This is a genomic window from Leucobacter chromiireducens (genome assembly GCF_051993095.1).
GTDB classification, from domain to species: Bacteria; Actinomycetota; Actinomycetes; order Actinomycetales; family Microbacteriaceae; genus Leucobacter; species Leucobacter chromiireducens.
Genome location: NZ_CP197024.1, coordinates 806,122 through 820,131 on the forward strand (window position 1 = coordinate 806,122; position 14,010 = coordinate 820,131).

A 14,010-nucleotide genomic window follows, 5' to 3' on the forward strand; every position below is an offset into this window, starting at 1 on the left:
AGGTGCCGCAGCTGAGCGCTGATACGATCAACATCTGATGAATGCGTATCGCCAGCCCGATTGGGCACTCAGCGGGGCGCACCCGCCGGCGATCAGCGATCCGTATCTCATGGGCACCGGCGTGGTGCGCGGGAGTGATGTGGACCCCGAGCGCCCCATCTCGCCACCGCACACGCACCCCGAGGCGATGCTCGCCTGGTGCTACCGGGGCACGGTGTGGGTGTACCTCGAGGGTGCGATGTGGCAGCTTGGCCCGGGCCAGGGGATTTGGATTCCACCGCACACACCGCACACCGCCCGGCACGAGCGCGATGCCACCGGGTGCTACACGTACGTGCCGGACAATGCGCTTGGCGAGCCGATCACCGAAGTGAGTCGGGTTGCCGTGCCGCGCGCGGTGCAGGAGATGCTGCTGCACCTTGCGTCGAACGACATGAATCCCGATCTGCGTATCCGCATTCAGCAGGCGCTCATCGACATGCTGCAGCTCCCCGCCGAGCACGTGGCAGAGGAGGTGGGGGAGGTGCCCGTCCCCGCCGACGAGCGGGTGCGCGGCCTCGTTGAGGCGGTGCTTGCCGAGCCCGGGGATCGGCGCACCGCGCGCGAGCTGTTCGCGCAGCACGGGCTCCACGAGCGCACTGTTCTTCGCGTGTTCACGAGTGACATTGGCATGAGCTTTGGGCAGTGGCGCACGGGTGTGCGCATGACGGCGGCAGCGCGGCGCATCGTCGCGGGCGACCCGGTGGGGCTTGCGGGGCAGCAGTGTGGCTACGACTCGACGAGCGCGTTCTCCGCAGCGTTTAAGGGGCGCTTTGGGGTGACCCCGCGCCAATACGTTGCGCGGGCGCGCGCCGACTCTGCGCAACGGAACTACTGGCGGTAGCGAGCGGGGCTGTCGGTTTCGGGATAGAAGTCGTCCGCTCAGCAACACACGGGACTTCGCGGCACCCGTAGCCTTGAGGAGTTAGGTGAGCCTTCCCTACGTCTGATGTCACGCCGCGACGCACACCGCAGGGCGTGGCATCCACTTATTCGCTTTGCCACAAGGAGAACCATGCCGCACGCGTTTGCGCGCCCCCAGATCCGCCGCGCCTCGGGCCTCACCGCTCTGCTCGCCGCAGCTGCGCTCGCTCTCACGGGGTGCTCACCGAGCACCTCGGGTGCAGCCGAGACCGCACCTGCCGCCTCCGGCGACGCCGTGGTGATCGAGCACGCACACGGCAGCACGACGATCCCGGCGAAGCCGAAGCGAATCGTGGCGCTCGGCTGGATGAGCCCCGACATCGTTGCGGCGCTCGGCACGAACCCCGTGGGCATCGAAGAGGTGTGGGGTGCCGACGAAGACGGCTTCCAGCCGTGGTTCGAGGACTACGTCATGGAGGAGTACGGGGAGACGCCCGAGATCATCCCCTTCACCGAAGAAGGGCCCAACTTTGAGGCGATCAAGGCCCTCGATCCCGATCTGATTGTCAGCCTTTACTCCGGAATCACCGATGTCGAGTACGAACGACTCAGCGACATCGCGCCGACGCTTCCGTACATCACCCGGGCCTGGGATCCGAGCACCTGGCAGGACATGACCCGCACACTCGGCACCGCGATGTCTGAGGAGGATCGCGCCGAGGAGCTCATCGCCGACACCGAGGAGCTCGTCACCTCGCTCGCCGGAGAGCACCCCGAGTTCGAGGACAAGACCTTTGTGTGGGGCCTGACCCTCAACGAGGGCGGCACCGATCTTGGTGTGTACCTCAACTACGATCCGCGGGTGCGCATCACCGAGGAGCTCGGCTTCACCTCCACCTCCGCAATGGACACGTTCCTGGGCACCGCCGAGGGCGACAACTGGTACACGGGCGTGAGCCTCGAGCAGCTCGGCGACGTCGAGGCCGATCTGTTTGGTGCGTGGGGTGGCAGCGTAGCCGAGGGAGAGTACACCGTCGCCAACAAGGTCGTCTCGCAGTGGAACCCCATCGCCAAGAACTCGTACGTGATCTACACCGACCAGGCCGACGCCTCCGCGATCAGCGCCCCCACGGTGCTCTCGCTGCAGTACATCCTGCCGCAGTACGTCGAGGATCTCGCGAACGCGCTGCAGGGCAAGCCCACCATCAACGGGAAGTGATCGCTCGAACCACGGGGCTCATCATCGCGGCGGTCATTCTGGTCGCCGTGATGATCGCCTCGCTGGCGGTGGGCGCCAAAGCGATTGAGCCGGCAACGGTGATCGACGCGCTCACCGCTTTCGACGAGGAGGATCCGCTCCACCTCACGGTGATGGAACTGCGGTTCCCGCGCACGGTGTTCGCCGTGCTCGTGGGGGCCGCGCTCGCGGTGTGCGGCGCGCTCATCCAGGCGTTCACGCGCAACCCGCTCGCCGACCCCGGCATCTTGGGAGTGAACGCCGGTGCCTCGCTCGCCGTGACCTTCGCGGTTGGCGTGCTGGGGCTCACCGCGCCCGGCGCCTACGTGCCCTTCGCGCTGTTTGGGGCGCTCGCGCTCACCCTGCTCGTCACGCTGCTCGGCTCGCTCGGACCCTCCGGCGGCACCCCGGGCAAGCTCACGCTCGCGGGTGTGGCGCTCGGGGCCGCGTGCACCGGGCTCACCACCGCGATCGTGCTGCAGAACCACAGCACGCTGCAGGTGATGCGATTCTGGGGCGTGGGCGCTGTGGGCGGCCGCACCCTTGACCAGGTTGTCTGGGCGGGCCCACTCATCCTCGTGGGGCTGCTGCTCGGTTTCGCCTGCGCGCGCTCGCTGAACGCGCTCGCGCTCGGCGATGAGCTCGCCGGAGCCCTCGGCACACGCATCGCGGTGACACGGGTGCTGGTCGTACTCGCGGTGACGCTCCTCGCGGGAACCAGCGTTGCTGCCGCGGGCCCCATCGGGTTCGTGGGCATCATGGTGCCGCACGCGGTGCGCTGGTTCACCGGACCCGATCAGCGCTGGGTGCTCGCCTACTCCGTGATCGTCGGTCCCATCTTCCTGCTGCTCGCCGACATTCTCGGTCGCGTCGCGCTGCCGAACGGTGAGCTGCGAGTGGGCATCGTGACGGGCGTCATCGGCGCACCCGTGCTGATCGCGCTCGTGCGCCGCAGGCGGGTGATCTCGCTGTGACCCGGCTGCACTCGGAGATCGACAGCGGGCGACGCGAGATTTGGATCGATGCACCACGTGCGTCCGGGCGCGTGCCGGTGCGCACGCTGTGGGTCAGCGTGGCGCTCCTGGCCGTCGTGCTCGTCGCGGGGCTCGCCTCCATGACGATCGGCTCCTACTCGCTCGACTTCGCGACGGTGCTCCGCGCGCTCGTCGACCCCGCGGCCGACCCGGACGCGCGCCAGGTGGTGTTCGAGTGGCGGCTGCCCCGACTCCTCTTCGCGATCCTCTGCGGCGCCGCGCTCGCGCTGTCCGGCGGGATCTTCCAGTCGCTCACCCGCAACCCGCTCGGCTCGCCCGACATCATCGGTTTCGGCGTGGGCGCGCAGTTCGGCGTGACGATCACGCTCCTCGTGCTGGGCCTCAACACCTACATGACCAAGGCTGCGGGTGCGCTCGTGGGCGGTCTTCTCACCGCGCTGCTCGTCTACGCGCTCGCGGCCAAGCGCACCACCAGCTCGTTCCGGCTCATCATCGTTGGCATCGGCGTCTCGGCAGGCCTCGGGTCGCTGAGCTCATGGATCCTCATCTCTGTGAGTGTCGAACAGGCCATGATGGTGGCGACCTGGGGCGCGGGATCACTCGCGTCGCTCGGCTTCGACCAGCTGTTGCCCGCCGCGCTCGTGTTCGTGGTGGTGGTGTGCGCGTCGCTGCCGCTCGCGCGCACGCTGCCACTGCTCGAGCTCGGTGATGACTCCGCCTCGGCGCTCGGCATCCGCCCCGGCCGGCTGCGCTTCTGGGCGATGTGCGCGGGCGTTGCGCTCATGGCACTCGTCACCGCCGCGGCCGGGCCAATTTCGTTCATTGCGCTCGCCGCACCGCAAATCTGCCAGCGCCTGCTGCGAGCAAACAGCCCCATGGGCACCGTGCCGCTCATGCTCACGGGCGCCGCGCTCGTCGTCGTATCCGACGCGATCGCGCAGCTCATGCAGGTTCCCGTTGGCGTTGTCACGGTGTCGCTAGGCGGCCTCTACCTCGCGTGGCTGCTCGCCGTGCAGTACCGATCTTCACGTTGAAAGGACTTTCCATGACCGCCGCACTGCGCGCAGATGAGATCACCCTTGGCTACGGGGACACTCCGATTGTTCGGGATCTCACCCTGGGCATCCCCGACCGCTCGTTCACCGTGATCATCGGCCCGAACGCGTGCGGCAAGTCGACCCTGCTGCGCGGCTTCTCACGACTGCTGCGACCCAGCACGGGATCGGTGATGCTCGACGGTGCCGAGTTGCACTCGCGGCCGCCGAAGGAGGTGGCACGCAAGCTGGGCCTGCTGCCCCAGTCGGCGATTGCCCCCGACGGGATCACCGTCGCCGACCTCGTGGGCCGCGGCCGCTTCCCGCATCAGAGTGCCCTGCGCACCTGGAGTCGCGCCGACGAGGAGGCGGTGGCCGAAGCGCTCGCCGCCACGGCCACGACCGAGCTCTCGCACCGCCTCGTAGACGAGCTCTCGGGTGGGCAGCGGCAGCGTGTTTGGGTGGCGATGGCGCTCGCGCAGCAGACGGGCCACCTGCTGCTTGATGAGCCCACCACGTACCTCGATATTGCGCACCAGATCGAACTTCTAGAGCTGTTCGCTGAGCTGCACCGTGGTGGCACCACGGTGGTGGCAGTGCTGCACGACTTGAACCACGCCGCGCGTTATGCCACCCACCTCGTGGCGATGCGCGATGGTGCGATTGTGGCGCAGGGCCCGCCCCGCGAGGTCATCACCGCGGAGCTTGTCGAGCGCGTGTACGAGCTGCCCTGCCGAGTGATTGAAGACCCGGTGTCGGGGGCTCCGCTCGTGCTGCCGCTCGGCCGGAGCGGGAAGTGACCGTCACCCCAGGAAAGCTCTTTCGTGTCGCGCTCGCGGGGGAGGGGCGTGGCCTCGCGCTCACGCTTGCGACCGCGCTGCTCGTGTTCCACGCGCTCGCGGAGACCGCGATCCCCGTGCTGATTGGCGTGGTGGTGGACCGCGCGGTACTGAACGCGGACGCTGGGGCGCTGGTCACCTGGCTCGGTGTGCTCCTCGCGGTGTTTCTCGTCCTCACGCTGAGCTACCAGGGGGCCTCGCGTCTCATGGTGACTGTCTACGGCACGGGCGAGCAGTCGCTGCGGCACCTGGCGCTCTCGCGGTTGCTCCGCCCCACACTGCCGGCGCGCACGCTGAGCGCCGGCGAGGCGTTGGGCTACGTCACCTCAGACACCTACCGGGTCGCCGGTGTCGCCTGGTCGGTGGCGCAGCAGAGCGCCACGGTCGCTGCAATCATCGCCTCCGCGTGCGCCATGCTGGTCATCTCACCGGCCGCGACTCTCGTGGTGTTTCTCGCCACGGCGGTGATGATGCTTGTCATGCGCCTCGTGTCGCGTCCGCTCGAGCAGCGCGGCCACGCCGAGCAGGCGGCCGCAACGGAGGCTGGGGCGGTCGCCGCCGACTTCATGACGGGATTCCGCGTGCTCGTGGGCATGGGGGCACGGCGCGAGGCCGTGCGCCGCTACACCGCGGCGAGCACGCGCTCGCGCGGGGCCGCGACCTCCGCTGGTCGGGCGCTCGCGGGCGCCGAAGCGGTGAGCGCCACGCTCGCAGCGCTCACCACAGCGGGGCTCGCGGGCATGTCCGCGTGGTTTGCGAGCGCGGGCAGCATCAGCATCGGCGAGCTCGTCACGGTGCTCGGCCTCGCCCAGTTTGTGAGCGGCTCGCTCGCGCACGCGGGGACATTCCCCGCGAACTGGGCGCACAAGCTGGCTTCGGCGAGGCGACTCGCCACCCTGATCAACACCCCGGACCTGCTGCCACCCGCGGAGCAGGGGGAAGCTGTGCAGCATCACGCAGACGTCGTGCTCACATTTCTGCCGGGCCGCGGCGCCGAGCGGGTGGAACTGCGGCGCGGTGAGAAGTTGGGGGTACGGCCCACCGACACGGCGGCGGCGCGCGCCGCGTCCCGTGCGCTCGGGCTGCGCGCCCCGCTCGACCGCGGCGCACTCACCCTCGCAGACGCGGCTCAGGTCGGCGCGCACCGTGATGCGCGTGATCTCGAGCTCGCTGAATACCGTCGCCGCGTCGTCTCGCTGCCGCACCGGCAGGCGGTGGCGAGCGAGAGCCTCCGCGCCGCGGTGCTGGGCCCGGCGGCACCCGTCGCGGGCGATGCGCCGCAGGCTGCGGCGGTCGCCGCCGCGGCGCTCACCGACGTGGTCGCCGAGCTCGGTGGCTGGGAGACCCCGCTGGGCGAGGCGGGCCGGCGCGTATCTGGTGGACAGCGGCAACGAATTGGCATTGCGCGTGGCCTCCATGTGAACGCGGAGGTGCTCGTGCTCGATGAGCCAACCTCCGCGGTTGACGCGGTGACGGAGGCGGAGATTGCAGCTGGTCTCGCGGCGCGACCCGAGACGATGGTGCTTATCTCCTCCTCGCCCACGCTGCTTGCGGCCTGCGATCGCGTGGTGGAATGGGGTGCCCAGTGAGCGAGCCGACTCCCACCCTGCCGATTGCGAGCGGGCGTGAAGTTCGCGCCGTGATCGTCCGACTGCTGAGCGCGCACCGCGGCCGGACGATCGCCGCGGCAGTGCTGCTCCTCCTCGCGAGCGTGCTCGGGCTCGTGCTGCCGCTCTGCCTCGGGCGCATCGTCGACGCCGTGGTGCGCGACGCCGGGCCCGCGGTGATTGGCGGCTGGGTGTTCGGAGCTGCCGCGGGCGCCATTGGTGCCGCGCTCATGGGGATGTGGGGGAGCCGAGTACTCGTGGGGCTCGTGCAGCAGACCCTCGCGAGCCTCCGCGAAGAGGTGTTCGCATCCGCGATGCGGTTGCCGGTTGCGACGATTGATGATGGCGAGAGCGCTGACCTCCTGTCTCGCGTCACTGGCGACGTTGAGGCGGTCGCGGAGGCCGGCGGCGATGTCATGCCGACACTGCTCTCCGCACTGTTTGCGATCGCGGTGTCGCTTGCCTCGCTCGCGGCGCTCGACCTGCGCCTCGCCTTCGCAGGGCTCGCCTGCGCGCCCTGCTATGTGTGGGGAACGCGCGTGTTTCTGAAGCACTCGCGCGTTGTATTCCGTGAGGTGCGCGAGCGCGAAGCCGCTCGCAGCCAGGCTGTGCTCGAAGCCGTCGAGGGTCGGGAGACGCTCACCGCGCTCGGCGAGGAAACGCACGCGCTCGACCGCGTAGCGGTGCGGGCCCGAGCGTCGATCCGCACGCAGATCGTGGGCGCGCGGCTGCGCAACCGACTGTTCTTCACCATCAACGGTGGCGAGGCGATCGGCATGGTTGCCCTGCTCGGCACGGGGTTCGCGCTGAGCGGCGTTGGCGCGGTGACCGTGGGTATGGTGACCACTGCGGCGCTCGTGTTCCACCGACTGTTCGGCCCCATCGGGCAGCTCATCTTTGGGCTTGACGACATTCAGCGTGCCACGATCGGTCTGGCGCGACTCGTGGGAGTCATCGAAGCCGCCCCGCCCGCCGTGCCTGCGCCGCAGCGCGAGGTGACGCGATCTGGCCTGGCCGAAGGTCACATCGCGGTCGCCCTGAACGATGTGTCATTCCGCTATCCCCGCACCGGACGTGGGGTGCAACACGTGACGCTCACGATCCCCGCGGGAACGACGGCGGTCTTTGTCGGCGCGTCCGGCTCAGGAAAGAGCACGGTGGCGCGCCTCATCGCGGGCCAGTACGCACCAGATTCTGGCACGCTCGACACCAGCGCGCAGCCGTACACGATCTCGCAGGAGCTCCATCAGTTCCGGGGCACGGTCGCCGAGAACCTCAGGCTTGCGGCGCCCGAGGCGGCCGACGAGGAGATCCACGCCGCGCTCGCGGCGGTGGGTGCCGAGTGGGCGCTTGAATCACAGCAGCCGGAACGCTGGGACGAGGGGCGTATTCAGCAGCTTGCCGTCGCGCGTGCACTTCTCGCTGACCCTGAGATTGTCATTCTCGACGAGCCGACCGCTGAGGTGGGTCTGCAGCAGCGGCCCGCGGTCGACCGGGCCATTGCGTTGCTCCGCCAAGAGCGCACCGCCGTGTACATCGCGCACCAGTTGCAACCCACGGCGACCGCAGAGCAGATCGGTGTGTTTGCCGACGGTCGTTTGGTGCAGCACGGCACACACGCTGAGTTGCGCGCGGCGGCTGGCCCGTATCGCGAGCTGTGGTCCGCGCAGCTCGGCGAGAGTGCCTCGCCCGCCACCGACGCTTCTGACACTGATCTTTCCGATCCCGATCCTTCCGATCCCGAAAGCGAGATTCCATGACCATCTTCCGCGGGGTAGTCACCGCCACAGAATCCCTCAGCCCCGAGCTTGTGCGCGTCACACTGGGCGGGCCGGGCGTTGCCGACTTCGTCAGCACCGGGGTGCCCGACGAGTACGTGCGCGTCTTCTTCCCGCACGGCGATGACCCGCACGATGTGTCGCTTCCGATTCCCGACGGCGACTGGTGGAGCACCCCGCCGGGCGCCCCGGAGGCACCGATGCGCACGTACACGATCAGCGCCGTGCGACCGGCGGCGGGCGAGATCGACATCGACTTCGTGGTGCACGAGGCCGGGATCGCGGGTCCGTGGGCGCGCACCGCTCAGCCCGGGTACGTGCTCGGGCTGAATGCCCCCACTGGGCTTTACGATCCGCCGAACGGCACGCGTTGGCAGCTGCTCGCGGCGGACCTCACCGGGCTGCCCGCTGCGGCCCGTATCGCCGCACGCAGCACCGGGATCCGCACCCGGCTGGTGCTCGAAGTGCCCGCGGGTGCGGCTCTCGTCGATCTTGCGGTCTACGGGGTTGCCGCGGGTGCTGGCATCGAAGTGACGTGGATCGAGGGCGGCAACGGGCACGGCCCGAGCGCGCTCGGCGAGATTGTGCGCCGGTCGTTGCACGAGAAGGGATCGTTCGAGGAAGGGTACGTCTGGGTGGCGGGCGAGACCGCTGCACTGCGCGATGTGCGGAAGCTCCTTCGCCGCGAGCTCGGGCTGCCCGCCGCCCGGTACAAGGTGGTGGGGTACTGGAACCCGGTGGCCGACTGGAGCTCGCGCTACGACGCCCTCTCGGAGGACGTGCAGCGCGAGCTCGCAGCGATCTGGGATGACGCCGAGCCCGGCGACGCTGAGGATACGCAGTTGCGCTACGAGGAGCGCCTCGCTCAACTGGGGCTCTGAGTCTCCGATTCGGCGGCGTGGCTTGCGGAGGGGCCGGTGGCGGCTTCGGTGAGCGCGGTGCGTTCCCGACGTTTTGCCGCGCGGCCCTGGGCCACGAGGTTGAGCGTTTCCACGAGCACCGCAAACGCCATGGGGCCGTAGATGAGGGCCTTGTCGATCTTCACCCCGAAGCCCTCGGCGATGAGGAACACCGCGATGAGGAGCAGGAACGACAGCGCCAGCATCTTCACGGTGGGGTGGCGGTTCACGAACGCGAAGATGGTGCCTGACGCGAAGAGCATAATGCCGAAGGAGAGCAGCACGGCCGCGATGATCACGATCATGTTTGAGGTCATGCCCACCGCGGTGATCACCGAGTCGAGCGAGAACACCAGGTCGAGCGCCAGGATCTGGGCGATCACTGCACCGAAGGTGGTAGCGACGGCGCCGGCCTTCGGCTGTTCTTCGTCATGTCCCTCGAACTTGTGGTGAATCTCCTGTATCGCCTTGTACAGCAGGAAGACACCACCCGCGATGAGGATCAGGTCCTTCATTGAGAAGCCCAGCTCGCCGATCTGAATGAAGTCATCGGTGAGCGTGATGATCCAACCGGCGAAGAAGATCAGCACCACGCGCATGAGCATGGCGAGGCTGAGGCCGAGCTTGCGGGCCTTGGCCTGCTGGTGTTCCGGCAGTTTGCCCGCGAGGATCGAGATGAAGATCACATTGTCGACGCCGAGCACCACCTCCAGCAGGAAGAGCGCGAGAAACACAGCGACGAGGTCAGGGGAGAGGGATAAGTCGAACTCCATGGAATAACGCTAGGGCACGATCCCGCGCTTCTCAGCGTTCATTCAGCGCTTACGCGGCTACTTTGCGGCAGCGGCTCGCCTCCGGTGGCGGCGCACGGCGTCGCGCCCGGCGCAGGGCTGCGAGCAGTAGCGCTGTCGCCCCGGGCGGCTCACGTCAGCGAATGCGCGAGCACACTCAGGCAGGGCGCAGCGGCCGAGCCGGTGCATCCCGTTCTGTGTGAGGTGCTCGGCAGCGGCGACGCTCACCGCGGCGGCGAGGGTCTCACCGAGCCCCGCGGTGTCTGCGCGGTAGTGGAGGTGCCACCCAGAACCGTCGTGGTTCGTGACGCTCGGCGCGCTTGCGAAATCGGTGAGGAGGGCGTTCAGCGCCTCCACGCGGTGCAGCTCTGATGCGGCGTCAACGAGGTCGCGCCAACCGGCGAGAAACTCCAGCGTTCGTGGGAGATCCGCAGGCTGAGGCGGGGCATCGAGCGGCATGCCCCACTCCAGCCATCGTGCCGCGATCTCCGCGCTCGACGCGGGCGGCTCGTTGAGCAGCGAGATGCCGATCCCCAGCAGCTCGCGCATGTAAGGGTTTACGCGCATAAGGCCATTACAACATGCTGGTGCGGTGCATGAATCAGGTTCCTCCCAGTCGCTTCCCCTCCCACGAGTGAGCTGGTGGCCTCTGGTCGCTTGCTGCCTGGGAACGTTCCTGCTGCTCGTCTACACCTCGATTGTCACGGTTGCCCTGCCCAGCATTGGGGCGGACCTCGGCGCAGGGCACAGTGCACAGCAGTGGGTGGTGAATGTGTACACCGTCGCGCTGGCCGGATTCCTCCTCGGGGCGGGATCGATCGGTGACGCGTTGGGCATCACCCGGGTATACCTCGTGGGGGTTGCGGCATTCACGGTTGCCACCGCGCTTGCGGGCTTCGCGCCGAGCGTGGGCTGGCTCATCGCGGGACGCGCCGTGCAGGGAGTCGCCGGGGCGGTGATGTTTGCCTGCATCCCCGCGCTCATCGGCCGGGCATACGCCGAGCCGCGCACCCGTGCTGTGGCTTTCGCGGTGTGGGGCGCGGTTGCGGGCGCAGCCTCGGCTATCGGGACGATCGCGGGTGGGGTGCTCGCCGAATTTGTGGGCTGGCGATGGCTGTTCTTCGCGGCGCTCCCGTTCTGTCTGACTGCGCTCGCCGCGGCGTTGCGTCTTCGCGCGCTGCCGGGGGGTCCACCCGCCAGCGGCGTACGGCCGCCAATGGACTGGGCAGGTCTCGGTTGCGCGACGCTGGGCATCACTGCGCTCGCGTATGCAATCACCGAGGCGGGATCACCCAGCGGGCCGGGTCTCGGGGTGCTCGCCGCGGCGTTGGTGGCCGGCTGCAGCGCAGTCGGATTCGTGTGGGCCGAGCGGCGAGCGGTGGCCCCGGTGCTGCCGCTCAGTCTCCTGCGCACCCCGGCATACCTTGCCGTGCTGCTTGCCGCGTTCGGCTACTACTTCGCCGCGTTCGGGCAGCTCCCTGCCCTCTCAAACTGGTTGCAGCTGGGGGAAGGGCTCGGGTCGGCCGCAACCGCCACGATCCTGCTCGCGCAGCTCATCGCGTTTGTGCTGGCATCTGCACTGCTCAGCACTCGCCTGCGCGGCGCGGGAGTGCGCAGGTCACTCGGGTGGCCCATGCTGGTGATCGCGCTCGCTGCGGCCACGGGCCTCTTGTTGCTCACTGGTGCGGGGTGGAGCACGCTCGTGCCGTTCCTCGTGCTCTCTGGTGCTGCGGCCGGTATCATCTCGCCCGCGTTACCCGCCCTCGCACTTGCGGCCGCGCCCGCGGATGTTTCCGCGGCTGCAACGAGTGGCGCGAATGCGGCCCGGCAGCTGGGGCTCGCGTTGGGAGTGGCGGTCTGCGGGAGTGTGGCTGCGGTACCCGAGCCGGGTCCGCTTGCGGGCGCGTTTCTCGTGTGTGCGGTGCTCGCTCTGAGCATTGGCATTCTCGTCCTACGACTCGGCGCGGCTCCGGAGGCGAAGCCCCAGTGCCGCGCCAAGCCAGGTTAGGCCACTGCTTCTTCGAAGGTGCGCAGTTCGCGCAGGCCTGTCGCCGTGTCGAGCTCGAGTATCGTGTCGATGCCGAGTCGTTCGAGGAACGCGAAGTCGTGGCTCACGACGAGGAGTGCGCCACGGTACGCGTCGAGTGCCTGTGCGAGCTGCTCAACGCTCGCGAGATCCAGGTTGTTGGTGGGCTCATCGAGTACCAGTAGCTGCGCGGGCGGGTCCGCGAGCAGCAGCCGCGCAAGCGCGACACGGAACCGCTCACCGCCCGACAGTGTCCCCACAGGGCGATGCGCGGAGTCACCACGCAGGAGCAAGCGTGCGAGCTGATTCTGGATCGTACCGGTTGGCGTCGCAGGGGCCACCGCCTGCACGTTCGCGATCGCGCTGGCCTGTTCGTCGAGGCCGTCGAGACGCTGAGCGAGAAACCCCACTCGCTCGGTCAGCAGCGTGCCCGAGGGGCGCCCCGCCGTTGGCGCCGATCCACTCATCAGTTGCGCGAGCAGCGTCGACTTGCCAGAGCCATTCGCTCCGACGAGCGCCACACGCTCCGGCCCCTGCACGAGGATGGTGCGCGAGCCCGTGCTGAACTCGGCGAGGCGGCGCCCGCGCGGCACCTCGGGGTCGGGGAGCACGAGACTGATCCGCTCATCCACGCGCACGCGCGCATCGGCGGCGTCGACCGCGGCTTGCGCGGCCTGCACCTTGTCGTCGAGCGTGCCCCGCATCGCGCCGGCGGATGCCTGTGCTTTGCTGGCGCGATTCCCGGCGAGAATCTTCGGGATCCCGCCGCTCGCCTGGGTTTTCTTCGCGGTGCGCTCGCGGCGTGCGAGCTTGGTCTCCGCGTCGACGCGCTGCCGCTTCTCTACCTTCAGGGTCTGCTGTGCGCTGCGCGCAGCCTGCGCGGCGGCGGCCTGCTGCTGTTCCTGATGCGCCTCCCACGCGCTGTACGGGCCGCCGAAGGTCTCAAGGCGTCCGGAGAACAGCTCGGCCGTGTGATCCATCCGCTCGAGCAGCTCGCGGTCGTGGCTCACGATGAGCAGCGTGCCCGGCCACGCATCGACGAGCTCGCCGAGCCTGGCCCGAGTGGCACGGTCGAGGTTATTCGTCGGCTCGTCGAGCAGCGTGATGGGCGTGCGCCGAATCCGCAACCCCATGATGGCGATGAGCATCGCCTCGCCACCCGACACCTCGCCGACGCGTCGATCGATGTCTTCCGGCGCGAATCCGAGTTGTTGGAGTGCCTCCCCGGCGCGCGACTCGATATCCCAATCGTCGCCGACCGCGTCGAAGTGCTCGTGCGCGACGTCGCCCGCCTCGATGGCGCGCAGAGCCGCGAGGGTCTCGTGGATGCCGAGCAACTCGGCGAGGGGCGCGTCTGCGCGAAGCGTGAGCGTCTGTCGCAGGTAGCCGACCTCGCCGCTCGTGACGATGTGGCCGGACGAGGGGGTGAGTTCGCCCGCGATGAGTCGGAGCAGAGTGGACTTCCCCGCACCGTTCCTGCCGACGAGGCCGGTGCGGCCGGGGGTGAATGTGCCTGATACGCGCTCGAGTGCCGCGGTGCCGTCGGGCCACGCGAACGAGAGTTCGTGCAGAGAGATTGCGGGTGATGTTGACATGGCTGTCGCCTTTCGAAGTGCCCGGGCGTGCGGCGACGCGCGAGGAAGGCTCCGTCGGGCCTCAGATCGCGCGGCCGCGCACGCACGCCAAATGGAGCGGTGCTGCGGTGTGGGGAAGGCGGCGGCCCGGCCCGCGGTCAACACCCGTCAGGGTGGACGCACTCGGAGAGCTGGGCACGATCTCGGCGCAAGAGCGCGCGAGTGCCACCGGCGGTGCGGTGGCTAGTTGCCGTCCACTTCGATCAAATCCATGCGCCCAGTGTACCAGTGACAGCGCAGCAGAGTTCAGTTCTGCCCAGCCAGAAT

General features: G+C 68.8%; 12 protein-coding genes. 9 read left to right on the top strand and 3 right to left on the bottom strand.

What is annotated here, in order from left to right; genetic code table 11:
* Positions 1 to 37 precede the first annotated feature (37 nt).
* The 8 genes from ACR81A_RS03545 to ACR81A_RS03580 all read left to right on the top strand — a co-directional run bounded on the left by ACR81A_RS03545 (position 38) and on the right by ACR81A_RS03580 (position 9,274).
* A complete protein-coding gene (locus ACR81A_RS03545) occupies positions 38 to 883 on the top strand; it encodes an AraC family transcriptional regulator (RefSeq protein WP_440312631.1) in 846 nt (281 codons plus the stop codon).
* 171 nt (positions 884 to 1,054) lie between these two features.
* Complete coding sequence (locus ACR81A_RS03550) at positions 1,055 to 2,122, top strand: ABC transporter substrate-binding protein (RefSeq protein WP_440312632.1); 1,068 nt, start codon at positions 1,055 to 1,057, stop codon at positions 2,120 to 2,122.
* Complete coding sequence (locus ACR81A_RS03555; protein ID WP_440312633.1) at positions 2,119 to 3,114, top strand: FecCD family ABC transporter permease; 996 nt, start codon at positions 2,119 to 2,121, stop codon at positions 3,112 to 3,114. Before ACR81A_RS03550 ends, ACR81A_RS03555 begins: the two co-directional genes overlap by 4 nt.
* A complete protein-coding gene (locus ACR81A_RS03560; RefSeq protein ID WP_440312634.1) occupies positions 3,111 to 4,169 on the top strand; it encodes a FecCD family ABC transporter permease in 1,059 nt (352 codons plus the stop codon). The genes ACR81A_RS03555 and ACR81A_RS03560 overlap by 4 nt, the downstream gene beginning before the upstream one ends.
* An 11-nt stretch (positions 4,170 to 4,180) precedes the next feature.
* Positions 4,181 to 4,969 carry an ABC transporter ATP-binding protein gene (locus ACR81A_RS03565; protein ID WP_440312635.1) on the top strand — a complete coding sequence of 263 codons (789 nt, stop codon included), beginning with the start codon at positions 4,181 to 4,183 and terminating at the stop codon, positions 4,967 to 4,969.
* Positions 4,966 to 6,597: an ABC transporter transmembrane domain-containing protein gene (locus tag ACR81A_RS03570; RefSeq protein WP_440312636.1), complete on the top strand. Its 1,632-nt coding sequence runs from the start codon at positions 4,966 to 4,968 to the stop codon at positions 6,595 to 6,597. The genes ACR81A_RS03565 and ACR81A_RS03570 overlap by 4 nt, the downstream gene beginning before the upstream one ends.
* Positions 6,594 to 8,375 carry an ABC transporter ATP-binding protein gene (locus ACR81A_RS03575; protein WP_440312637.1) on the top strand — a complete coding sequence of 594 codons (1,782 nt, stop codon included), beginning with the start codon at positions 6,594 to 6,596 and terminating at the stop codon, positions 8,373 to 8,375. The genes ACR81A_RS03570 and ACR81A_RS03575 overlap by 4 nt, the downstream gene beginning before the upstream one ends.
* Positions 8,372 to 9,274, top strand: a complete 903-nt coding sequence (locus ACR81A_RS03580) for a siderophore-interacting protein (protein ID WP_440312638.1) — start codon at positions 8,372 to 8,374, stop codon at positions 9,272 to 9,274. Before ACR81A_RS03575 ends, ACR81A_RS03580 begins: the two co-directional genes overlap by 4 nt.
* On the opposite strand, the gene ACR81A_RS03585 is transcribed toward ACR81A_RS03580, so the two are convergent.
* On the bottom strand, positions 9,259 to 10,065 hold the full coding sequence (locus ACR81A_RS03585; RefSeq protein WP_440312639.1) for a TerC family protein: 807 nt from the start codon (positions 10,063 to 10,065) through the stop codon (positions 9,259 to 9,261). The two genes, ACR81A_RS03580 and ACR81A_RS03585, sit on opposite strands and share 16 nt — an antisense overlap.
* Positions 10,066 to 10,122: 57 nt before the next feature.
* Positions 10,123 to 10,650: a CGNR zinc finger domain-containing protein gene (locus ACR81A_RS03590; RefSeq protein ID WP_440312640.1), complete on the bottom strand. Its 528-nt coding sequence runs from the start codon at positions 10,648 to 10,650 to the stop codon at positions 10,123 to 10,125.
* A 67-nt stretch (positions 10,651 to 10,717) separates the two neighbouring features.
* Between ACR81A_RS03590 and ACR81A_RS03595 the strand changes: the two genes are divergently transcribed.
* Positions 10,718 to 12,091, top strand: coding sequence for an MFS transporter (locus ACR81A_RS03595; protein ID WP_440312641.1), 1,374 nt, complete (start codon positions 10,718 to 10,720; stop codon positions 12,089 to 12,091).
* Here the strand turns inward: ACR81A_RS03595 and ACR81A_RS03600 are convergent.
* The gene (locus ACR81A_RS03600; RefSeq protein WP_440312642.1) at positions 12,088 to 13,704 is read right to left on the bottom strand and encodes an ABC-F family ATP-binding cassette domain-containing protein; all 1,617 of its coding nucleotides are present in this window, start codon (positions 13,702 to 13,704) and stop codon (positions 12,088 to 12,090) included. The two genes, ACR81A_RS03595 and ACR81A_RS03600, sit on opposite strands and share 4 nt — an antisense overlap.
* Positions 13,705 to 14,010: the final 306 nt, after the last annotated feature.

Excerpts from the sequence above, each read along its gene's own strand:
- ACR81A_RS03545 (WP_440312631.1), top strand. The coding sequence starts at position 38 with ATGAATGCGTATCGCCAGCCCGATTGGGCACTCAGCGGGGCGCACCCG.
- ACR81A_RS03550 (WP_440312632.1), top strand. The coding sequence starts at position 1,055 with ATGCCGCACGCGTTTGCGCGCCCCCAGATCCGCCGCGCCTCGGGCCTC.
- ACR81A_RS03565 (WP_440312635.1), top strand. The coding sequence starts at position 4,181 with ATGACCGCCGCACTGCGCGCAGATGAGATCACCCTTGGCTACGGGGAC.
- ACR81A_RS03580 (WP_440312638.1), top strand. The coding sequence starts at position 8,372 with ATGACCATCTTCCGCGGGGTAGTCACCGCCACAGAATCCCTCAGCCCC.
- ACR81A_RS03585 (WP_440312639.1), bottom strand. The coding sequence starts at position 10,065 with ATGGAGTTCGACTTATCCCTCTCCCCTGACCTCGTCGCTGTGTTTCTC.
- ACR81A_RS03590 (WP_440312640.1), bottom strand. The coding sequence starts at position 10,650 with ATGCGCGTAAACCCTTACATGCGCGAGCTGCTGGGGATCGGCATCTCG.
- ACR81A_RS03600 (WP_440312642.1), bottom strand. The coding sequence starts at position 13,704 with ATGTCAACATCACCCGCAATCTCTCTGCACGAACTCTCGTTCGCGTGG.